We start from the raw sequence: 20,386 nt of genomic DNA on the forward strand, positions 1-20,386 counted from the left end.
CTGTCTCCTCTGGTTTTGTTTGTCCCGGCTCAACGAAGCCGGATGCGGGGATCGATGAAGGGGGTGACGAGGTCCGCGAGCAGATTGCCGAGGACGATGGCGCAGGCCGAAACCAGCGTGACCCCCATGATGATCGGGATGTCGACGCGCTGGATCGCCTGCCAGGCGAGCTGGCCGATGCCGGGCCAGCCGAACACGCTTTCGATGACGACGATGCCCGACATGAACATGCCGATGTCGATGCCGATCATGGCGATCACCGGCAGGATGGCGTTCGGCAAGGCATGGCGCATCAGCACCGTCAGGCGCGACAGGCCCTTGGCTCTTGCGGTGCGGATATAGTCCTGGCGCAGCACGTCGATCATCGAGGACCGCATCATGCGCGAGTACCAGCCGGCGCCGAGGATGCCGAGGGCGACCGAGGGCAGGACGAGATGCTGGAACGTGCCGTAGCCGCCGATGGGGAACCAGCCGAGCTGGACCGCAAAGAAGTACAGCAGCAGCAGGCCGACGACGAACTGCGGTGCCGACACGCCGACAAAGGACGCGATCATCAGCCCCTGGTCCAGCGCCGTGCCGCGCCGGACGGCGGCGATCAGGCCCATGGTAAGGCCGATCAGCAGTTCGCAGACGATGGCCCCGGCCATCAGCAGCAGGCTGGCGGGGAGGCGTGCGGCGATCAGCTCGCTGACCTCGGAGCGCTGCAGGTAGGACCGACCGAGATCTCCCTGAAGCAGGCCGGTGAGATAGCGCCAGTACTGGACAAGGAAGGGCTGATCGAGCCCGAGCTGGCGGCGGATGTTCTCCACGGTTTCAGCCGTTGCGCTGCGGCCGGCGATCTGGCGCACCGGGTCGGCGGGCAGCAGATAGAGCAGGGCGAAGGTGATGACCGAGACACCGAGCAGGATCAGCGCGGCCTGGATCAGGCGGCGGGCGAGATAGGTCAGCATCAGTCACGCCCCCGCTGCGTCGGGTCGAGGATATCGCGCAGGGCATCGCCGACCAGGTTGAAGCCAAGGGCCAGCATCAGGATGGCTGCGCCGGGGAAGAACACCAGCCAGGGCGCCGTCTGGAAGTAGGTCTGGTTCTCGAAGATGATGTTGCCCCAGGACGGGGTTGGCGGCTGCACACCGATGCCGAGATAGCTGAGCGTTGCTTCCAGCAGCACCGTGGTGGAGATGCCGAGCGTGCCCCAGACGATGATCGTGGGCACCAGATGCGGCAGGATATGGCGAAACAGGATGCGGGCGGTCGAGGCACCAAGTGTGCGCTCGGCGTCGATGAGCTCACGCCGGGCCAGCGCACTGGTCTCGGTGTAGATGATGCGCGCGGTCTGCACCCAGTTCACCAGTGCGATGACCAGTGCCACGATCCACAGGCTGGGCTGGAACACGGCGGCGAGACAGATGGCGAGCAGCAGGGCCGGAAAGGCCATCATCAGGTCGGTGAAGCGCATCAGCAGGCTGCCGATCCAGCCGCCAAAATAGCCGGCGGTGACGCCAACCAGTGTGCCGATGGTGAGCGCAATGCCATTGGCGACCAGCCCGATCACCAGCGACGTGCGCGCGCCGTAGAGGATGCGCGTCAGCAGATCGCGCCCGAGCAGGTCCGTGCCAAGCCAGAAACGGGTGTCCGGTGGCAGCGGCGAGCCCTCCAGCGTCAGGCCGTCGAACATCTGCTCGTCGGGTGAGTAGGGCGTGGCATAGGGCGCAAGCACCGCGCCGAGCACGATCAGCACGACACAGGCAAGGCCTGCAACGGCAAGCGGGCGGCGGGCAAGGCGGGCCACCAAACCAGGACGGCGCGCCGGCGCTGCGGGAGCCGTCTCAGGTGAGGCGGTTGGACTGTGTGACATCTTCTTCTTCCGACCAGGAAACGATACGGGCAGCGGCGTCTTCCATGCTGACCTGCCAGGTCATCGCCAGATGGCGGAGCTGGTCATAGGCACGGTCCTCGCTGGTGCCACGGGCGATGAGAATGCCGACGGCGCGCACGATGCTGCGGCGCTCGCCGACGCGCTGGCGCAGGTCAGCGACCTCGGCCGCCAGCGCCTTGCGTGCCTCGAAGGCGTTGCGCGCGATCAGCAGCGCGGAATAGACGCCGGCGTTGCCAACGGGCTTCAGCAGATGCGCGTCGGCATTCTGCGACAGCGCCCATTCGACACGGCCGGGCGCTTCGGAGCCGATCAGCGCGATCAGGGGCATGGGCGATTGGCCGGCCGCCCATGGGAACTGCTCGTCGTGGCCAAGGTCGGCGTCAAAGAAGACAAAGTCAGCCGCTGTCGCAGCTGGCGGCAGGTCCGGCCAGGCCTCGATCGTGCGAATGCCGATCACCTTCAGCTGGCGCTCGATGGCAGCGACTGTCGGATGCGGCCGGTGCAGGATGTAGGCCTCGGCGCCGCCGAGATCGGGGATGCGGAAGCTGCGCCTCATGACATCACCACCTTCAGCGCGGGCCGCGGAAACGTCTGGGCCCGGTCATAGCGGGTGAGATAGGGATCCGGCAGGATGCGGCTCGTCACGTCGAGCGCCTCGACATCGCTGCCCTGCATGCGCCCGATGATGACCGGCAATGCGGTATGGCGGGTGACCGGATCGATCTCGACCATGCCGAAAGGCGAGGCAACGGGACGGCCGACAAAGGCGGAGGCGTCCGGATCGGCCCGGCCGGTGGCGCGGATGCCTTCGGCCAGCATGCGCACCGACATGTAGGTGGCCGCCTCGAACGAGGTCGCCGACCGGCTGGTTCCGGAGGCGGGCCAGCCGAGCCGTTCAGCCGGGCGGGCAAAATAGGGCCCGGCCGAAATCTGACCGTCGGCTGCCCCGTCCAGCCGCGATGTCTCGCATTCCGTCAGGTTGCAGGAAAGCACCGGGCAGACCTCCGGACGGAAGGCCGGATCGATCCGCCCCAGCTCGGCCATGGCCTTCAGGAAGGCATAGGATGAGGGGCCAATCAGGTTGTTGAGCACGAAGGAGGGCCGCAGCGCCTCGATCTCCTGAATCAGCCGGCTGACGTCCTCGTCGCCCAGGGCCAGGCAGCGTTCGCCGAGCGCCTCGCCGCCGGCATCGCGCAGCAGCTCGCGGGCGACGCGGTTCATCTCCCAGCCCCAGATGTAGTTGGAGCCGACCAGATAGCCGCGCGCGCCAAACCGGGGCACAGCAAAACCAAGCAGGGGCACCAGATGCTGGTTGGGGCAGGCGTGGGTGTAGAAGACGTGGTCGCTCGCCTCATAGCCCTCATAGGGGCAGCCATACCAGAGCGTGGCGCCGTGCTTTTCAAGGACGGGAATCACCTCCTTGCGGCTCCAGGAGGTGACGCAGCCGACAACATGCCGTGCCGAGGACGAGCGGAAGATATCCTCGCACAGGGGGGCATAGCGGTCGGTGCTGCCGCCTGGATCGCGCTCGACGGGAACGAGTTCAATGCCGAAATCCGGGTCGGCGTTGATGTCCGCAATGGCGGCCATGGCGCCAGCGCGGCAGGCGTCCGAAACGAGGACGTAGCCGCCGGAGCGTGAAAACAGGATGCCGATCTCGAAGCGCTGACGCATCGTTTCCCCTCAGAAACGAAAAACGCCCCGGAACCAACACCAGTTCTGGTGAGGTTTCGGGGCGCAAATGCCATCCGGGTATACCGGTATTTGTTGCCAGCGTAATGATGCCCAGCTCGAAGTCAAGCAACGAAATTAGGCAATGACAGTCAGGCAGGGTTCGAAAGTTGTGCGAATTCCTGACTGACTTACCGAAGATTGTGTGGCCTGATCTTGCCTTACATGCGTGCGGCGCAGCCGGCGAGGGCGGCGAAGTCGTCATCGAGCAAATAAACCGGGATGGCGGATACCAATCCGGTCTGCCGGCCCTTGGCGCGGAAGGCGGCGAGGAACTCTGGCTCCGACAGGAACGGCTGCAGGCTGCGGGCAACGCCTCCGGTCAGATAGACGCCGCCCAGGGCCATGAACACAAGGGCGATGTCGCCAGCGACCCGGCCGAGGATGTCCATCCAGGCTCTCGCGGTGGCAACCGAGATCGGATCGGTTCCGGCCCGCGCGGCCGCAGCGATTTCGGCCGGCGACAGCGGACCCGGCGACTGTCCCGCCTCAAGGCAATGCCATTCGTAAACTTCGCGCAGACCCGAGCCTGACAGCGCACGCTCCACCGACGCCCGGCCACGGCCACGGGCAAGGTAGTCGCGCAAGGACAGGTGCCGGGCCGTTTCGACCGGCATGGTCATGTGTCCGCATTCACCGGTTCCAACCGTGCCCCGACCGCCATCACGGGGCGGATAGAGCGCAGCTGCATTGAAGCCAGTTCCTGCGCCAACGACCACGCGGGTGCCATTGGCCGGGGGGCTCTCGGCCGGGATCTGCACCGGCACGAGCCGGCCCTCGTTGAGGTTTTCCAGCGAATGGGCGAGCGCCTCGAAATCGTTGAGGAACTCCACGCGGGCATCACCGAGGAGGCGCGACAGCGAGGACGCTTCGAAGACCCAGCTGTGGTTGGTCATCTCGATGCGGGTGCCGGAAATCGGCGCGGCAATCGCCAGCACGGCCGAACCGCAGCGGGGGGTTCCGGTCTCTGACAGATAGGCACCGATGGCCGCTTCCGGCGTCTCGTAATCGGCGTTGCTGTAACGCACGATCGTGTCCTCGCGCACGCGGCCGTTTTCGACCAGCGCAAGACGCGTGTTGGTGCCGCCGATGTCGGCGGCCAGTCCGAGGGCGAGGCTCATAGACGTTTTCCAGAGTGCGGGTCGAAGTAGGAGATCTTCGAGAGATTGAAGGAAAGGGGCACGATCTCGCCGGCGGTGACCGTGGCATCGCCCGACAGGCGCGCGATCGCTTCCGTTCCGCCCAGGGTAATCACGGCGTAGGTATCGGCACCGGCGGGCTCAACCACATCCAGCAGGCAGTCGGCGCGCTGGATCTGGCGGCCATCCGCCTGGTCGTTGTCGGTGATGGCCTCTGGGCGCAGGCCGACAATCAGGTCCGCAGGGTTCTCGGGCAAAAGCGTTGGTGCGTTGCCGTAATCGGTGAGCACCAGCGGCTGGCCGCCTGCCGTTGCGATCTCGATGCGGATCGCGCCGTCCTGCCGGCTGACCTTGGCCGGCATCAGGTTCATGGCCGGAGCGCCCATGAAGTCAGCGACGAAGGTGTTGACCGGCGTGTCGTAGATCTCCTTGGGCGTGCCGATCTGCTGCACTACGCCGTCCTTCATGACGACGATGCGGGTGGCGAGCGTCATCGCCTCGATCTGGTCGTGAGTGACATAGATGATCGAGGCGCCGGTGGCCTGGTGCATGCGCTTGATCTCGGTGCGCATGGTGACACGCAGCTTGGCATCGAGATTGGACAGCGGCTCGTCGAACAGGAACAGCTTCGGCTCGCGCACCAGCGCGCGTCCCATGGCAACACGCTGGCGCTGGCCGCCGGAGAGTTCCGCCGGCTTGCGCTCGAGGAGATGGCTGATCTTCAGCATCTCGGCAACCTCGCGCACCTTGGCGTCCCTTTCGCCGTCAGAGACCTTGCGCACCTCGAGGCCGAAGCCGATGTTGCGGCCGACCGTCATGTTCGGGAATAGGGCGTAGGACTGGAACACCATGGCGATGTCGCGGCTGGCCGGTTCCGCGTGGGTGCGGTCCTCGCCGGCGATGCGGATGGTGCCGGAGGTGACGTCCGACAGGCCGGCGATGCAGCCAAGCAGGGTGGACTTGCCGCAGCCCGACGGGCCGACAAGGACGAGGAAGTCGCCCGGCTGCATGGCGACATTGATGTCCTTGAGGACATGCACGTCGCCGTAGCGCTTTTCGAGCCGTTCGACGGACAGGATGGAATGTGCCGACATGGCAGTGTTTGACCTTTCGATCCGGAGCCCCGGTGCGCGAAGCGCTTGCCACTCAGCCCTTGACGGAGCCGGCGACAAGTCCCGAGACGATGAACTTCTGGAAGCAGATGGCGAGGAGGGCGGGGGGCAGCGTGGCCATGACCCCGACCGAGGCAATGACGCCATAGTCGGTGACGCGGCCGGCTGCGAAGTCGGCGATGGCCACCGGCAAGGTCTTTGCCGTCAGGTCGTTGGTGAAGATGAGGGCGTAGAAGAACTCATCCCAGGCGACGAGGAACGACAGCATGGCCGTCGCCGCAATGGCCGGCAGCGCCAGCGGCAGCACCACAACGCGCAGGGTGAAGCTTGTCGACGCCCCCTCCATGAAGGCCGCCTGTTCCACCTCAACCGGCAACACGTCGATGTTGGCCTTCATCAGCCAGATGGCGAAGGGCAGCAGCATGGCCGTGTAGACGATCACCAGCGTCACCTTGCTGTTCAGGAGCCCAAGCCCCGAAAAGGCGGTGTAGAGCGGCAGGACATAGGTGATCGGCGGCATCATGATCGTTGCCAGGAACGCAAAGAGCAGCACCATCGGCGCGCGGCGGCGCGAGAAGGAATAGGCCGCGGGTACGGCCAGCAGCAGGGCCAGCGCGGTTGCAGCCCCGGCCACGAGAACCGAGTTGCGCAAGGCGCTAAGGAAGCGTTCGCCCGCGCCGCTCTCCAGGTCGAACAGGGCCTGATAGCGGCTGAAGTCGACCTCGGAGGGGATCCAGCGCAAGGGCACTTCGGTCAGGTCCGCCGGGGCGCTGATGCTCATGAGGGCGAGCCAGATGAGCGGAGCGGTGGTGAACAGGGCGACCGCAAGGGCTGCGAGATAAAGAAGTACGGAGTGCAGGGGCTTGCGTCTCATGCCCGTCCTCCCTGGTCCTGGCGGCGGGCGGCGGCGTAATAGGCAAGGATGAGCACCGCGCTGATGCCGGCAATGAGCACGGCATAGGACGCGCCGCTGCCGCTGCGCAGGTAGTTGAAGTATTCCTGGTAGACGTAGAAGCTCGCGGTCTTGGTGCTGTCGGCAGGTCCCCCGCCCGTCATCGCATAGACGATGTCAAAGACGCGGAAGGCCTCGATGGTGCGCAGCACGACCACCACCAGCAGCGGTCCGGCGATCCAGGGCAGGGTGATTGCGCAGAACCGCTTCCAGGGTCCGGCCCCCTCGATGGCCGCAGCCTTCAGGAGATCCCCCGGCACGGTCTGCAATGCGGCGAGCGCCACATAGACCACCAGCGGAAAATTCTTCCAGACGTCGGCGAGGATGACCATGTTGAGGGCAAGGGCCGGGCTGCCGATCCAGCTCTGGTAGCTCGAGATGAAGCCAAGCTGGAACAGGAGCGAGTTCAGCGCGCCATATTCGGGGTGGTAGATCAGCCGCCAGGCGACCGCATTGACGATCGTCGGCACCGCCCAGGGCAGGATGATCAGAGCCCGCAGCAGCGTGCGGCCGCGGAATTCCTGGTTCAAAAGCAGCGCGATGGCAATGCCGAGCGCCACCTCCAGCCCGACGGAGACCCCGGTAAAATACAGGGTGCGCCAAAGCGCATCCTGAAAATCCGTGTCCGTTAGGGCGTAGACGTAGTTTTCCAGTCCGATCAGGTTCACCGGCGTTGCAATCGCCGTGATCTTTGCATCGGTGAAACTGAGCCAGAGCGTGTTGACCAGCGGCGCCAGGGTAATCACCCCGAGCACCGCCATGGCCGGCACCAGCAACATCCATTTTTCACGTATCTGGCGCCGGCCAAACATCTGTCAGTCTTCCCTTGGTCTACGGCACACTCAGCGGATGCGCTCGACGCGCTGCGCTGCTGCGGTCAGGGCGTCATCGACGCTCGTCTCGCCCAGAAGCACCTTGTGCAGGTTCTTCTGCAGGATGTCGGAGACTTCCGTGTAAGCCGGCACGAGCGGGCGCGGATACATCACGGCAATCGACTGCTTGGCGGCAGCGATCAGGCCTTCCTGACCTTCGGCAACCTTCGGATTGTCATAGGAGGCCTTCCAGATCGGCAGGCTGAGCTTGGAGTAGCTCTCCTGCACCGACTGGTTGGTCAGGTGCGAGATGTACTTCCAGGCTTCGTCCGCATGCGGGCTGTTGGCCGGAATGCCGAGGCCCATCGAGCCATTGACGCCCGAGGCAACCGACTTGCCATCAACGCCCGGCGCGGAGGTGACCTTCACCTTGCCCGCGACCTTGCTCTCGGCCGGGTTGTTGGCGAGCGCGTTCATGTAGGTCCAGTTCAGGGCAAAGGCAGCTTCGCCGTTGGAGAAGACGCGGCGGACGTCTTCTTCCAGATACTCGCGCGAGGCCGGGTTGGTGAGGCCGTCGTCCAGCGTCTGCTTCATGTAGGAGAGCGCATCCTTGGCGCCACCTGCGGTGAATGCGGGCTTGCCCTCGACGAAGAACTTGCCGTCATTGGCGGCCGTCAGTGTGGTGAAGTCGCAGATCATGGCTTCGGCCTGCGACCAGCTCCAGACCAGCGGATACTGGACAATACCCTTGTCCTTGATTGCCTTGGCCTGGGTGGCGAGTTCGGCCCAGGTCTTCGGCGGGTTGGCAATGCCGGCCTGCTTCAGCATGTCTTCGTTGTAGAAGAGATACTTGGTGTCGAGGATCCATGGCATGCCATAGCGCTTGCCGGAGTATTCCACCGTGGTCCAGGCGCCGTCGAAGATCTTGGCGGTCGCGTCGGCCGGGATCTTGTCGGTCACATCCTTCAGGAAGCCGCGGGTGGCGAACTCGGCCGGCCAGATCACGTCGAACAGCACGACATCATAGCCATCTGCGCCGGCGCCGGCAGCTGCCACGATCTTGTCGTGCAGGGCTTCATAGGGAACGAACTCCATCGCCACCTTGATGCCCGGATTGGCCTTCTCGAACTCGGCCGTCATCGCCTTGATGTCGGCTTCGCTGTAGGCGGCCTGGCTCATGAACAGCGCGTTGAGCGTGGTCTCGGCAAAGGCCGCGGAATTCATCAGGAGCGCCGCCGCTGCGGTGCCAAGGATAAGCAGTCGTCTCATTCTGGTTTGCCCTCCGGTTCTTAGCAAATGAGCAGGCGCATCCTAGCCGGCGTATTTTATTTGTCAAATTGTTTGAAAAAATAAATGGGATAATCAACCCGCCTTTGCGCAACACCTGAAATGTCGTATCGATGGCTGCATGTCGTGATTTGCGGCCCGAAAGCCGCAATCCGTGCTGGCGCCTGCGGAAGGTGACGGCTAAACAGAACCAGAAATTGGAACCGAGCACTGGATCCAGGCATGGCCACTTCCTTCCGCACGCGCGGAACCAATCTGACCCGTGCCAAGACGCACAATCATCGTGTCGTGCTGGAAATCATTCGCACGCGCGGACCCATCGGCCGGTCGGAAATCGCTGACATCACATCGCTTTCCCGCCAGACGGTACAGAATATCGTGGCGGAGCTTGATGCCGAGGGCATTGTCGAGATGCATGCCGGCAAGGCCTCCGGGCGCGGGCATCCCGGCATGAACGTGCAGATCCGCGCCAGCCACGCCTTCAGCCTCGGCTTTCATGTCGACCGGCTTGCGGTGACCGCGATTGCCTGTGACCTCATGGGGCAGGTGGTCTGGTCAGGCACCGGGCATCTCGTTGCCCCGTCGACGAGTTCGGCCAATGCGCTGGTGCTCAAGCTGGCCGAAGACTTTCGCAAGGCGCATCCGGACGAGGCCAGCCGGCTGTTCGGCGTCGGCCTTGCCGCGCCCGGTCCCTTTGCCGCGGACGCGGACGAGCTGGCACATCTGTCGTCATCATCCGATGCCACAACCTTCACCGAGTTCGGCCTGCCGGAAAACCTGAAGACGCTGTCACAGGAGCTGAACCTGCCGGTCGTGCTGCAGAACGATGCCTCGGCGGCAGCGCTCGGCGAGCATGTCTATGGCCTCGGCCGGGCCTATGGCAATTTCGCCTTCATCCAGTTCGGCATCGGTCTTGGGGCGGGCTTTGTGCTCAATGGCGCGATCTACCCGGGTCCAAGCAAGAACGCGGGCGAAATCGGCCATATCCAGGTGCAGCCGCGCGGCCTTGCCTGTTCCTGTGGCAGCCGGGGCTGTCTGGAACGCTATCTGTCCCTGCACGCCTTGTGCGAGCGTCTTGGCCTTGATCCGACGCTGGCGGCGTCCCTCATCCGGATCGATCAGCTGTTCGAGGCGCAGGATCCGGCGCTGCTGGCCTGGATGGACGACGTCGCCCCTTATCTGCGGCAGGCCATCAACATCATCGAGATGATGCTCGATCCGGAGGCAATCATTCTGGGCGGCATCGTCCGCCCGGCCTTCATCGAGACGCTGCTGCAGCGGGCCGAGCCGCTACATCCCCGGCTTGCCCCGAGCGCACCGGGGGCACGGCGCATTCATGTAGGCACATCTGGAACCCGTGCGGTGGCTCTGGGGGCATCGGCCGCCGCCGTCGATGCCCTGTTTGCGCCGTCGGTATCCCATCTCGTGCTGCAGGCCGAATAGCGGGGCCTTCGCTCTAGAGCGAGCTGCCGGCCAGCTTTGCGCCAAGGCCGACGAAGGCCGCAGCGAAGCCGCGCCGCAGCCAGCGCATGATGCTTGGCTGCTGGACGAGTTTCTGGCGCAGGCTTGCGGCAAAGACACCGTAAATGGCGAAGATCACGAAGGTCATCGCCATGAACACACCCGAGAGCTGCAACAGCTGGCTCAGCGCGTCGGCACTGTCCGGTGCAATGAACTGCGGCAGGAAGGCAACGAAGAACAGCGGCAGTTTTGGATTGAGCAGGTTGAGTGCGACCGCATTGACGATCAGCCGCAGTGCGCCCGGCGATCTTGCGTTTTCGTCGATCTGCAGCGGACCGTCGGCCTTCAGGCTGGTCCAGGCCATCCACAGGAGATAGGAAATCCCGGCGTATTTCACGATCTCGAACGCCAGTGGGCTCGTGTGCAACAGGGTGGCAAGACCCGTGATCGCGGCGATCATGTGCGGAATGATGCCGAGGGTGCATCCGAACGCCGCTGCCAGCGCTCCGCGCCAGCCGGACGACAGTCCAGCCGCCAGGGTGACAACCACGCCGGTTCCGGGGGAGGCGACAACGATCAGTGTGGTCAGAAGAAATTCCGGGGACATGGGTGCTCCTTCGAGGGGCAGATCAGCTTCAGCCAGTTATGACCGTCTGGTCTGCTCGGATCTTGAACGAAATTGCAGTGACTGTCTGGCGTCCAGGCTTGCAGCTGCAACAGATTCAGCCGCCAAACGCAGTGGCCAAAGCACCGGGCGTGTAACCGAGCGTGCGGCGGAACAGCCGGGTCATGTGGCTCTGGTCGGCAAATCCGGCACTGCTGGCGGCGGTTGCCAGCGGTTCGCCCGAGAGGATCAGCCTGCGGGCCAGCTGGATGCGCCGTTGCACCTGATAGGCATGCGGCGTCAGACCGGTCTGCCTGCAAAAGGCGCGCAGGAACTGAAACCGCGACAGGCCCGCCATCTGCGCCAGTTCGACAAGGCTGACCGGATCAGCAGGATCGCTGTCGATCCGCTCCACGGCTCGCATCAAGGTCGCCGGACCACTGGCTTGCACCGTCTTGGCTCGGCTGTCGACAAGCCGCGCCGCGAGCTGCAGCAAGGCGGCTTCGACCGCGAGGCGGTCTTGCCTTGCGGTTGATCCCGTCACCTTCGCAAACAGGGTGAGGAAAGTGCTGGCAACCCTCTGGTCCTGCAGCACCGGCAGGGTGAACTCCTGCCCCGTCCCGGAGCCGGCAACCCGGTCCTGCTGCAGATCGTCGGCAAGGTCCGCCACGAGAGCTGGCGCCAGATACAGCATGTGCCAGCGTCGCCCGGATTCGCTCAGCGGGATCCCGTCATGGATCTCGCCCGGGTTGACGGTGATGAGAGAGCCGGGGCCGGCTTCCACCGGTCCGCGTCCACTGGCGGACCGCTGTGCCCCCGACAGGATGACACCGATGCCGAACTCGTCATGCATGTGCCTTGGAAACGCCTGACAGCTGCTCGCCCGGACGGCACTCATGCCGGGCGTGTGACAGGCGAGGGCTACAAACTCTGCCGGCATTCCGTCTGGTCCTCCCGTGCGCACAGTCTGGCGCATCGGGCAGGGCCCCGGCAACCGTTCCTTTGCGAAAGGGAAGTCACTGGTGCGAGATGTCAGGAGCCGCCTTGCTGTTTTGCCGAGCGGCCTGGACCTTTCTTCTGCGCTGCCGACCGTCCGCTGATCGTGGCCCGCGGCGGGCGTGAACTGACCCAGAGTTCGACCGATTCCTGGTCGCCGAGGACCTTGGAGAAATGCAGCGTGCGTGTGTCGTGGTGGATGCTGTCCCCAGGACCCATCAGATAGACCTGATCGCCGAGGTGATACTCCAGCTGTCCCTCCAGCAGGTACAGGAAGGCCTCACCCTCGTGGCACATCCGTTCCGAGACATGCCCGGGCACGCGGTGGATGATGCTGGGATAATTCAGCGCGCCATGAAATCCCGGGCCGAGCTTTTCGTAAAGCTTGCCAGCATCGCCAAGCCGGTAGGTCGAACGGCCATCCCTTGGCGAGAACTCGCAGAACGGCTCAGGCATGCTGAGCAAGTCTTCCATCGTCGTCTGCAGCGCCGAGGCGATGCGCATGAAGGACGAGAGCGAAGGGCTGCTGACCCCGCGCTCCACCTGAGACAGGAAGCCGATCGTCAGCTGTGTTTCCTGCGCTACCACTTCCAGGGTCTTGCCCAGCGCCTTGCGCCGCTTGCGGATCGCCTTGCCAAATTCCGGGCCGGCGCCGGGCTGCTGTGACGCTGTTGCTGCTGGGTCTGCAGGCACTGTCAGTGTTCCTCTCGCAAAGGCGCAGGCCGCGCATCCGGTTCACGACCGGTATAGGCCGATTGAAGCGCGGCTGCAAATGCCAACGACATGGGTTTTGGCTCTTCTTTTCCAAAACCATATAAAAAACAGATATTTGCCCTTTGTCTAGAAGCGCTGTGGACGCAGCGCATAACGGTGAGATCCAAAATTATGTTAGTGTGACTATAATTTTCACTTCAATTTTGCAGCGAGCTCGCCTAGTGTTCCCCTCGTCTCGAACGAGACACTCTGGGAGGAGAACACATGAAGAAAACTCTGTTTGCAGCTGCGGTTGCGGCAACGCTCGCGCTCGCCCTAACGGGACCGCTTGCGGCGCAAGAGCGTGGCGGCACTCTGAAGTTTGCGCGCTACGACGGCTCAAAGCTGGTCGATCCGATTTATGCCGAACGCAATCCGGACATCTGGATGGTCGGCAGCCTGTACAGCACGCTTTTGGAGCGCGCGCGGGACGGATCCGGCCTCACGGGTGCACTGGCGGCAAGCTTCAGCCAGTCCAGCGATGGCAAGACGATCGACATCACCTTGCGCGATGGCATTCGTTTTTCGGATGGAAGCCCGGTCACCGCTGCCGATGTGGTGTTCTCGCTGGATCGGGCCCGCAATCCTGACCTGTCGCCCTGGGCCGGGCTGCTCGGCGCGATCTCCGGCGTGACCGGGGAGGGGGCCAAGGTGACGATCACCCTGTCGCGGCCGGACCCGACCATCCTGTCGATGCTGGCCACCTTCAACACGGCCATCGTCTCACGCGCAGCCTTTGAAAAGGCACCCGGCGCAACCGATCAGGAGAAGTCGGCGGCCCTGTTTGCAGCCGGCGGTCCGGGGGCGGGATCAGGTCCGTTCTACCTCAGCGGTTTCGAGCAGGGCGCCTCGATGTCGTTCAAGGCCAATCCCTATTACTGGAAGTCCGGTGCGGACGGGAAGCCTTTGCCCTATCTTGAAGGCGTCGAGTTCCAGATCATCCCGGATGACGCCACCCGCATCCTCAAGCTTCAGGCCGGTGAAGTGGACATCGCGGAGTTCATCCCCTTTGCCCGCATTGCCGAGCTTGGCACCGATCCCAACCTGCAGATGGAGCTGTTCCCCTCCACCCGCATCATCTACTCGCCGATCAACACCCGTGCCACGCGGGCTGACGGGACGCCCAATCCGCTGGCCGACAAGCGGGTGCGGCAGGCACTGAATTATGCGACCAACAAGGAAGCGCTGGTCAGTCTCGTCTTGCATGGCGCAGGCGCGCCGATGACGTCGCCGCTGATGTCCTCCTCAACCCCCATGGCCGTCAAGACCGACCCGCTCTACGGCTATGACCCGGTCAAGGCGATGGAACTGATGCAGGAGGGCGGCTTTGCCGCCGGCACCAAGATCAAGCTCACCACCCTGGCAGGCTCGGCGGATGATGCCACCGTGTTTGCCGCCCTGCAGCAGATGTGGACCGCCGTTGGCGTCGAGCTCGTTGCCGAACAGGTCGACAGCCCGACGCGCGGCGCCAAGAACCGCTCCGGCGAGTTCGACATCCACACCTACGGCTGGGTGGATGACATCGCCGACCCGAGCCAGGTCGTTGGCTGGCTTGGCCATACGCCCACGGCAAAGGCGGTCGGCACGGGCTGGGAAAACAAGGAGTTCAACGAACTCTATGACACGGCAGCCGCCGAGATGGATCCCGAACGCCGCGCCGCCCACTTCCGCCGAATGCAGGAAATCTACGCGGAAGAGGCACCGCTCCTGTTCATGTACGAGACGCCCTTTGCCGTCGCCCTGTCGGCGAAAGTGACTGGCTACGTGCAGACGCCGCTCGGGGCCAATGTCTTCGAGGAAGCATCCCTGCAGCGCTGAGGGTCAGCTTGCACCCGGCCGGTCCCGGTCCGCCGGACCCGGCCGGGTGCTCCTCGTCCGACCCCATCCATGGAACGTCAATGGCTCCCCTTCGATATCTCCTGAACCGGCTTCTGCTGCTGGTGCCCACCTTTCTTCTGGTCATGGTCATCATTTTCCTGCTGGTCCGGCTCTTGCCGGGCGATCCGGCAATTGCCCTGCTTGGCGACAAGGCTTCCGATGCCGAGCTGGCAGCTTTCCGGGAACGGCTCGGCCTCAACGCGCCGCTGGCCACACAGTTCATGCTGTTCGTCAGCTCGGTTCTCAGCGGCAATCTCGGCACCTCCCTGATGCTGCGGGCTCCGGTCTGGGACGTGATCCTGTCGCGCCTTCCGGCAACGATCTTTCTCACGGTCTATTCCGTGTCGCTGGCCGTGCTGATTGCCGGACCGCTCGCCTTCGCCGCCGCCCTCAATCGTGGCCGCTGGCCAGACACCGTCATTCGCGCCGTGTTCCAGGTCGGGCTGTCGATGCCAGTGTTCTACATCGGCCTGTTGCTGCTGACGTTTCTGGCCGCACAGCTGCGGCTCTTTCCGGTCGGCGGTTATGGCAAGGGGCTGGCCGAAAACCTTTATCACCTGTTCCTGCCAGCCATGACCGTGGCGCTCTACACCTCCGCCATCCTGATGCGGAACCTGCGCGCCGCCATCATCGAGGTGCTCGATGCGGAATATGTGCAGTTCGCTCGTGCCAAGGGCCTGCCGCTGCGTCTTGTCCTTGGGCGTCACGTGCTGCGCAATGCCCTCATCTCCACGATCACGCTGCTGGGCCTGTCCATCGGCAACCTGATGAGCGGAACGCTTGTCACCGAGACCGTCTTCGGCGTCCCGGGCGTCGGGCGGCTGATGCTCGATGCCATCTTTGGCCGCGACTATGCCCTGATCCAGGGCCTCACCCTTACCTTCGCCGTGCTGGTCACGCTGGTCTTCCTGATGACCGACCTGATCCAGAGCCGGCTTGATCCGAGACTGCGCCTGTCATGACACCGGCTTCCCCTGTTTCCGCTCCCGTTCCGCCGACACGATCAAGCCGCAGCCGCGAGCTTCTGCGCGCTGCCCTCACCAAACCCGGGCTGATGGTTGGTGTCGGCATCATTGCCCTTTCGACGCTGCTGGCCCTGTTCCCCGGCTTTTTTGCCCCGCATGATCCCAACGCGATAAATGTTGCGGCCATGCGCCAGCCGCCGAGCCTCCCGCATCCCTTCGGCACCGACATGCTTGGCCGTGATGCCTTCTCACGCGTCATCTGGGCCTATTCGGTCAACATGCAGATGGCAGTGCTCGCCACCGTCTTTGCCCTCGTCATCGGCGTCGTGGTCGGGGCGCTGGTCGGCTACTACCGCGGCCTGGCCGACATCATCTTCGGCCGGTTTGTCGATGCGATCATCACTTTACCGTTCCTCGTCCTTGTCATTGCCGTGGTCGCGGTGCTGGGGCCCGGCCTCGTCAACATGTATATCGCCATCACGCTGGTCGGCTGGGTCTACTATGCCCGGCTGATGCGGGCCGAGATCATCTCGCAGAAAACCAGCGACTACGCCGCAGCCGGCATCGTCATGGGCTATTCCGACCTGCGCATCATCTTCCGCCACCTGCTTCCCAACGCGATCACCCCTGTCATCGTCTACTGGATGACCGACATGGCGCTCGCGATCCTGCTCGGCAGCTCCCTCGGCTATCTCGGTCTCGGTGCCCAGCCGCCACAGGCCGAATGGGGCGTGCTGATTGCCGAAGGGCGCAATTTCGTCACCACCGCCTGGTGGCTCAGCCTGATGCCGGGCATTGCCATCGTGCTGACAGGCTTCGGCTTTTCCCTCATCGGCGATGGACTTGCCGATCTTCTGCGGCCGCGGGGATGATCATGACACACGATGCAACACTCCGGCTCGAGGTCTCCAACCTCTCGGTCACGTTCCCGGTCGGGGCCGCCACGCTGCCCGCCGTGCGCGATGTCAGCTTCACGGTTGCTCCCGGCGAAGTGCTCGGTCTGGTCGGCGAAAGCGGCTCCGGCAAGAGCGTGACGCTGCGCTCGATCCTGGGTCTCACCCGCCGCTACGGCCAGATCGAGGGGGCGGTCCGCTGGAAGGGACAGGATCTTCTCGCGCTCAATGAACCTGCCTTGCGCCGCGTGCGGGGCAGGGAGATCGCCATGATCTTCCAGGAGCCGATGACCGCGCTCAACCCGCTGCTGCCGGTCGGCCTGCAGATCACGGAAAGCCTCAAGGCCCATACGTCCCTGTCGCGCAGCGAGCGCAAGGCGCGGGCCATCGAGATGCTGGACATGGTCGGCATCCCGGCGGCGGCGTCCCGCCTCGACAATTACCCGCATCAGTTTTCCGGCGGCATGCGGCAGCGGGTGATGATCGCGATTGCCCTTGCCGTGCGGCCCCGCCTGCTTCTCGCCGACGAGCCGACAACCGCGCTTGATGTCACGATTCAGGCCCAGATTCTCGACCTCATTCTGGCGCTCGCCCGTGACTTCGACATGGGCGTCATTCTGGTCACCCATGATCTTGGCGTGGTGGCGCAGACCTGCGACCGGGTCGCGGTCATGTATGCTGGCCGGGTGGTGGAAGAGGGCAGCGTGCGCGATGTGCTGCGGGCACCGCTCCATCCCTATACCATTGGCCTGATGCGCTCCGTGCCACAGGATGTTGCGCCGCGCAGCCGGCTCTACACGATCCCGGGAACCCCGCCCGGCCTGCTGCACCTGCCGCCCGGCTGTGCCTTCGAGCCGCGTTGCCCGGTCAGCGACGTGTCCTGCGCCGTCAGCCGCCCTGATCTTGCCAGCTTCGGCGATGGCCGCAGGGCGGCCTGTTTCCGCTGTGAAATCCGTCCGGCCGAGGGAGCGACTGCGGCATGAGTGATCCCGTGCTTGAAATCCGCGACCTGCGCCTGTCCTTCCCCGTCGCACGCAGCCTTGTCGATCTCATCCGGCGTGCGCCTGTCCGTCAGGTCAACGCCCTCAACGGCGTCACACTGGCCCTGCGGCGCGGGGAAACGCTTGGCGTCGTGGGCGAATCCGGGTGTGGCAAGTCGACACTGGCGCGCTGCATCGTCCGGCTCAACGCGCCGACCGGCGGCTCGATCCACTTTCACGGCCAGGACATCTTCGCTCCGGACCAGCGTCATGACCGGCGCTTCAACCGCCGTGTCCAGATGATGTTCCAGGACCCGTATTCGTCCCTGAACCCGCGCATGACCACCGGCGAGATCCTGGCCGAAGCGCTCAGGGTGCACCGGATCTGCCCGGCCGGCGATATTCCCGCCCGTGTGGCCGAGCTTCTCGATCTCGTCCGCCTACCGAAGGATGCCGCCCAAAAGCTGCCGCACGCGTTTTCTGGTGGCCAGCGCCAGCGGATCGCCATTGCTCGCGCCCTTGCCGTCGAACCCGAGATCCTGATCGCCGACGAACTCGTCTCGGCACTGGATGTCTCGGTCCAGGCGCAGATCGTCAACCTGCTTCTGGACCTGCAGGCGCGGCTCGATCTGACGATCCTGTTCGTGGCGCATGACCTGCGTCTGGTGCGCCATATCTCGCACCGGGTGGCGGTGATCTATCTCGGCCGGATCGTCGAGATTGGCGACAGCGAGACGCTGTTCAAGGATCCGGTGCATCCATACTCCCGCGCGCTGCTGTCGGCGGCTCCGTCGCTCGATCCCGCCGAGCGCGGCAACCGCACCCACCTGGAAGGGGAGCTCCCTTCGCCGCTGGACGTGCCCGGCGGCTGTGCCTTCCACGTCCGCTGCCCGCACCGCTCGCCCCGTTGTTCGGCCGAAGTGCCGGCGCTGCGACCGCTTGCCACCGGCGGTGCGGCCGCCTGTCATCACATCGAAGAGATTGCAAATGAACGTCTTTGACTTGCCCTCCATTGCCGCCCGCCTTGCCGCCCTGCGCCAGGAGATGAACAATTGCGGGCTCGATGCCTTGATCGTGCCCCGCTTCGATGCGCACCAGGGCGAATACATCGCCCCGCATGACGAGCGGCTGGCCTACCTGACCGGGTTTACCGGATCGGCGGGCGTTGCCATCGTGACACAGGACCGGACCGCCCTGTTTGTCGATGGTCGCTACACCGTGCAGGCCGCGCGGCAGTGCGGCGGCCATGGCATCGAGCGGCTGCACCTGCACACCCAGCCACCAGAACACTGGCTGGCGGATTTCGCATCGCCCGGCTGGCGCGTCGGCTATGACGCAATGCTGCTGCCACCCGCCTGGCTGGCCCGCTATGAAACCGCGCTGACACACGTCGCCGTCCGGATGGTCGTGACCGAGGGCAATCTCGTCGACAAGATCTGGACCAACCAGCCAGCACCGCCGCAGGGCCGCATTTCGAGCTTTCCGCTGCAGTTCGCCGGCCGCTCACCGCTGGAAAAGCGCGACTGGCTGCTGGGCGAAATGGCCCGGTTCGGAGCCAGTCATCACGTTGAAACCCAGCCGGACAACATTGCCTGGTTCCTCAATGTCCGCGGTGACGATGTTCGCTTCAATCCCATGCCACAGTCCTTCCTGACCCTTGGCCGGGACGGCAAGGCCAACTGGTTCGTTGATCGGACGAAGTTCGAGGAAGGTCTTGCCGATAGTCTTCCGGACTGGCTCCATGTGCATCCGATGCCGGCGTTTTTGCCGCTCCTGCGCGAGCGCCTTAGCCCCGCAGACCGGATTGCCATCGATCCGGACTTCTCGCCGGTCGCCGTCTCGCTCCTGATCAAGGAGGCCGGCGCAAGCGTGATCGCACGGCCCAGCGCCGTGACCCTGGAAAAGGCCGTCAAGAACCAGACCGAACTGGAAGGCCTGCGCGATTGTCACGTCGCCGATGGGGCGGCCTGGGCCGAGTTCGGCGCCTGGCTGGCCCGGATGGTGCCGGAGCGGGCAAAGGCGGGTCATCCGATCACGGAACTGGAGGCAGAAGACGCCATCCTCGCCTTCCGTCAGCAACAACCGGGATTTCTCTCCGAGAGCTTCCGCACGATTTCCGCCGCAGGCAGCAATGCCGCCATGTGCCACTATTCCGCCGATCCAGCCAGTCAGGGACGCATCGCGCCGGAGGGGACGTACCTGCTTGATAGCGGCGGCCAGTATCTGACCGGAACGACCGACGCCACCCGCAGCTATGCCTTCGGCCCGGTCTCGCCCCAGTACCGCCGCGCCTATACCGCCGTGTTCCGGGCGTTTCATGCGCTCGCCACGGCCCGCTTTCCCAAGGGCACGCAGGGGCATCACCTCGACGCGATCTGCCGCCGGCCGCTCTGGGACCTCGGTCTCGACTATGACCACGGCACCGGCCACGGCATAGGCCACCGCCTGTCCGTGCATGAACAGCCGCAGCGCATCGGCCGGCCCTTCAACCCGGTCGACCTGCAGCCCGGCATGGTCCTGTCCATCGAGCCGGGGCACTACGTGGCAGGCGACTACGGCATCCGCATCGAGAACCTGTTCGAGATCCGCGAGGCCGAAGACGGCTTCCTCGAGTTCCAGACCCTGACCCTCGCGCCGATCCAGACCGACATGCTCGATCTCGCCAGCCTGACCAGCGCGGAGATCGACTGGCTCGACACCTATCATGCCAGGGTCTGGTCAACCCTCGAAGCGCGGGTCAGCAAGGAAGCACGCGACTGGTTGTTGGCAGCCTGTGGCGCGGTATCCTTGCGTTGATGTTTCAAGAGTGAAGGCTAAGGCTAACGGCCTTGGAGTGTGAACCACCGCCGAACGTGTTGTGCGTTTGCGATGCACTCAAAATTTAGTAAGAGTGAGGTGTCTCGGTCGCTTGCTTCGGCACGCGACCTGTTGTTCGACGGTAGACGTG

General features: G+C 64.5%; 19 protein-coding genes. 7 read left to right on the forward strand and 12 right to left on the reverse strand.

Features of this window, described 5'->3' with window-relative positions; genetic code table 11:
* Positions 1-29 precede the first annotated feature (29 nt).
* The 9 genes from OVA12_RS08850 to OVA12_RS08890 all read right to left on the reverse strand — a co-directional run bounded on the left by OVA12_RS08850 (position 30) and on the right by OVA12_RS08890 (position 8,891).
* Entirely contained in the window at positions 30-950 is a 921-nt protein-coding gene (locus OVA12_RS08850) for an ABC transporter permease (protein ID WP_268136378.1), read from the reverse strand.
* Positions 950-1,855 (reverse strand): ABC transporter permease, encoded by a 906-nt coding sequence (locus tag OVA12_RS08855; protein WP_268136380.1) that lies wholly within the window; start codon positions 1,853-1,855, stop codon positions 950-952. The genes OVA12_RS08850 and OVA12_RS08855 overlap by 1 nt, the downstream gene beginning before the upstream one ends.
* Positions 1,827-2,432: an ANTAR domain-containing response regulator gene (locus tag OVA12_RS08860; RefSeq protein WP_268136381.1), complete on the reverse strand. Its 606-nt coding sequence runs from the start codon at positions 2,430-2,432 to the stop codon at positions 1,827-1,829. Before OVA12_RS08860 ends, OVA12_RS08855 begins: the two co-directional genes overlap by 29 nt.
* Positions 2,429-3,550 (reverse strand): transporter substrate-binding protein, encoded by a 1,122-nt coding sequence (locus tag OVA12_RS08865; RefSeq protein ID WP_268136383.1) that lies wholly within the window; start codon positions 3,548-3,550, stop codon positions 2,429-2,431. Before OVA12_RS08865 ends, OVA12_RS08860 begins: the two co-directional genes overlap by 4 nt.
* Positions 3,551-3,768: 218 nt before the next feature.
* The gene (locus tag OVA12_RS08870) at positions 3,769-4,728 is read right to left on the reverse strand and encodes a glucokinase (protein ID WP_268136384.1); all 960 of its coding nucleotides are present in this window, start codon (positions 4,726-4,728) and stop codon (positions 3,769-3,771) included.
* Positions 4,725-5,840, reverse strand: coding sequence for an ABC transporter ATP-binding protein (locus tag OVA12_RS08875; protein ID WP_268136386.1), 1,116 nt, complete (start codon positions 5,838-5,840; stop codon positions 4,725-4,727). Before OVA12_RS08875 ends, OVA12_RS08870 begins: the two co-directional genes overlap by 4 nt.
* A gap of 52 nt (positions 5,841-5,892) precedes the next feature.
* On the reverse strand, positions 5,893-6,732 hold the full coding sequence (locus OVA12_RS08880; protein ID WP_268136388.1) for a carbohydrate ABC transporter permease: 840 nt from the start codon (positions 6,730-6,732) through the stop codon (positions 5,893-5,895).
* Positions 6,729-7,622, reverse strand: coding sequence for a carbohydrate ABC transporter permease (locus tag OVA12_RS08885; RefSeq protein ID WP_268136390.1), 894 nt, complete (start codon positions 7,620-7,622; stop codon positions 6,729-6,731). The genes OVA12_RS08880 and OVA12_RS08885 overlap by 4 nt, the downstream gene beginning before the upstream one ends.
* Positions 7,623-7,652: 30 nt before the next feature.
* Complete coding sequence (locus OVA12_RS08890; RefSeq protein WP_268136392.1) at positions 7,653-8,891, reverse strand: extracellular solute-binding protein; 1,239 nt, start codon at positions 8,889-8,891, stop codon at positions 7,653-7,655.
* Between the two features lie 240 nt (positions 8,892-9,131).
* On the opposite strand from OVA12_RS08890, the gene OVA12_RS08895 reads away from it, so the two are divergent.
* Positions 9,132-10,352, forward strand: coding sequence for an ROK family transcriptional regulator (locus OVA12_RS08895; RefSeq protein WP_268136394.1), 1,221 nt, complete (start codon positions 9,132-9,134; stop codon positions 10,350-10,352).
* A gap of 13 nt (positions 10,353-10,365) precedes the next feature.
* Here OVA12_RS08895 and OVA12_RS08900 read toward each other — a convergent pair whose 3' ends face one another.
* The 3 genes from OVA12_RS08900 to OVA12_RS08910 form a co-directional block, all read right to left on the reverse strand.
* Positions 10,366-10,977, reverse strand: coding sequence for a LysE family translocator (locus tag OVA12_RS08900; RefSeq protein ID WP_268136396.1), 612 nt, complete (start codon positions 10,975-10,977; stop codon positions 10,366-10,368).
* Positions 10,978-11,092: 115 nt separating this feature from the next.
* Entirely contained in the window at positions 11,093-11,914 is an 822-nt protein-coding gene (locus OVA12_RS08905; RefSeq protein WP_268136398.1) for an AraC family transcriptional regulator, read from the reverse strand.
* A gap of 92 nt (positions 11,915-12,006) precedes the next feature.
* A complete protein-coding gene (locus OVA12_RS08910) occupies positions 12,007-12,663 on the reverse strand; it encodes a helix-turn-helix domain-containing protein (RefSeq protein WP_268136400.1) in 657 nt (218 codons plus the stop codon).
* Between the two features lie 285 nt (positions 12,664-12,948).
* Between OVA12_RS08910 and OVA12_RS08915 the strand changes: the two genes are divergently transcribed.
* From OVA12_RS08915 to OVA12_RS08940, 6 genes are all read left to right on the forward strand, one after another.
* The gene (locus OVA12_RS08915) at positions 12,949-14,541 is read left to right on the forward strand and encodes an ABC transporter substrate-binding protein (RefSeq protein ID WP_268136402.1); all 1,593 of its coding nucleotides are present in this window, start codon (positions 12,949-12,951) and stop codon (positions 14,539-14,541) included.
* An 80-nt stretch (positions 14,542-14,621) separates the two neighbouring features.
* A complete protein-coding gene (locus OVA12_RS08920; RefSeq protein ID WP_268136404.1) occupies positions 14,622-15,563 on the forward strand; it encodes an ABC transporter permease in 942 nt (313 codons plus the stop codon).
* Positions 15,560-16,438: an ABC transporter permease gene (locus OVA12_RS08925; RefSeq protein WP_268136406.1), complete on the forward strand. Its 879-nt coding sequence runs from the start codon at positions 15,560-15,562 to the stop codon at positions 16,436-16,438. Before OVA12_RS08920 ends, OVA12_RS08925 begins: the two co-directional genes overlap by 4 nt.
* Positions 16,439-16,440: 2 nt before the next feature.
* Positions 16,441-17,442: an ABC transporter ATP-binding protein gene (locus OVA12_RS08930; RefSeq protein WP_268136408.1), complete on the forward strand. Its 1,002-nt coding sequence runs from the start codon at positions 16,441-16,443 to the stop codon at positions 17,440-17,442.
* Positions 17,439-18,440 carry an ABC transporter ATP-binding protein gene (locus tag OVA12_RS08935; protein WP_268136410.1) on the forward strand — a complete coding sequence of 334 codons (1,002 nt, stop codon included), beginning with the start codon at positions 17,439-17,441 and terminating at the stop codon, positions 18,438-18,440. Before OVA12_RS08930 ends, OVA12_RS08935 begins: the two co-directional genes overlap by 4 nt.
* The gene (locus OVA12_RS08940) at positions 18,427-20,235 is read left to right on the forward strand and encodes an aminopeptidase P family protein (RefSeq protein WP_268136412.1); all 1,809 of its coding nucleotides are present in this window, start codon (positions 18,427-18,429) and stop codon (positions 20,233-20,235) included. The genes OVA12_RS08935 and OVA12_RS08940 overlap by 14 nt, the downstream gene beginning before the upstream one ends.
* Positions 20,236-20,386: the final 151 nt, after the last annotated feature.

The organism is Pannonibacter sp. SL95 (assembly GCF_026672425.1).
Lineage (GTDB): Bacteria > Pseudomonadota > Alphaproteobacteria > Rhizobiales > Stappiaceae > Pannonibacter.

Coding starts and splice junctions, on each gene's coding strand:
- OVA12_RS08925 (WP_268136406.1), top strand. CDS start 15,560: ATGACACCGGCTTCCCCTGTTTCCGCTCCCGTTCCGCCGACACGATCA.
- OVA12_RS08895 (WP_268136394.1), top strand. CDS start 9,132: ATGGCCACTTCCTTCCGCACGCGCGGAACCAATCTGACCCGTGCCAAG.
- OVA12_RS08900 (WP_268136396.1), bottom strand. CDS start 10,977: ATGTCCCCGGAATTTCTTCTGACCACACTGATCGTTGTCGCCTCCCCC.
- OVA12_RS08850 (WP_268136378.1), bottom strand. CDS start 950: ATGCTGACCTATCTCGCCCGCCGCCTGATCCAGGCCGCGCTGATCCTG.
- OVA12_RS08930 (WP_268136408.1), top strand. CDS start 16,441: ATGACACACGATGCAACACTCCGGCTCGAGGTCTCCAACCTCTCGGTC.
- OVA12_RS08915 (WP_268136402.1), top strand. CDS start 12,949: ATGAAGAAAACTCTGTTTGCAGCTGCGGTTGCGGCAACGCTCGCGCTC.
- OVA12_RS08860 (WP_268136381.1), bottom strand. CDS start 2,432: ATGAGGCGCAGCTTCCGCATCCCCGATCTCGGCGGCGCCGAGGCCTAC.
- OVA12_RS08875 (WP_268136386.1), bottom strand. CDS start 5,840: ATGTCGGCACATTCCATCCTGTCCGTCGAACGGCTCGAAAAGCGCTAC.
- OVA12_RS08880 (WP_268136388.1), bottom strand. CDS start 6,732: ATGAGACGCAAGCCCCTGCACTCCGTACTTCTTTATCTCGCAGCCCTT.
- OVA12_RS08920 (WP_268136404.1), top strand. CDS start 14,622: ATGGCTCCCCTTCGATATCTCCTGAACCGGCTTCTGCTGCTGGTGCCC.
- OVA12_RS08870 (WP_268136384.1), bottom strand. CDS start 4,728: ATGAGCCTCGCCCTCGGACTGGCCGCCGACATCGGCGGCACCAACACG.
- OVA12_RS08940 (WP_268136412.1), top strand. CDS start 18,427: ATGAACGTCTTTGACTTGCCCTCCATTGCCGCCCGCCTTGCCGCCCTG.
- OVA12_RS08855 (WP_268136380.1), bottom strand. CDS start 1,855: ATGTCACACAGTCCAACCGCCTCACCTGAGACGGCTCCCGCAGCGCCG.
- OVA12_RS08890 (WP_268136392.1), bottom strand. CDS start 8,891: ATGAGACGACTGCTTATCCTTGGCACCGCAGCGGCGGCGCTCCTGATG.
- OVA12_RS08935 (WP_268136410.1), top strand. CDS start 17,439: ATGAGTGATCCCGTGCTTGAAATCCGCGACCTGCGCCTGTCCTTCCCC.
- OVA12_RS08885 (WP_268136390.1), bottom strand. CDS start 7,622: ATGTTTGGCCGGCGCCAGATACGTGAAAAATGGATGTTGCTGGTGCCG.
- OVA12_RS08905 (WP_268136398.1), bottom strand. CDS start 11,914: ATGCCGGCAGAGTTTGTAGCCCTCGCCTGTCACACGCCCGGCATGAGT.
- OVA12_RS08865 (WP_268136383.1), bottom strand. CDS start 3,550: ATGCGTCAGCGCTTCGAGATCGGCATCCTGTTTTCACGCTCCGGCGGC.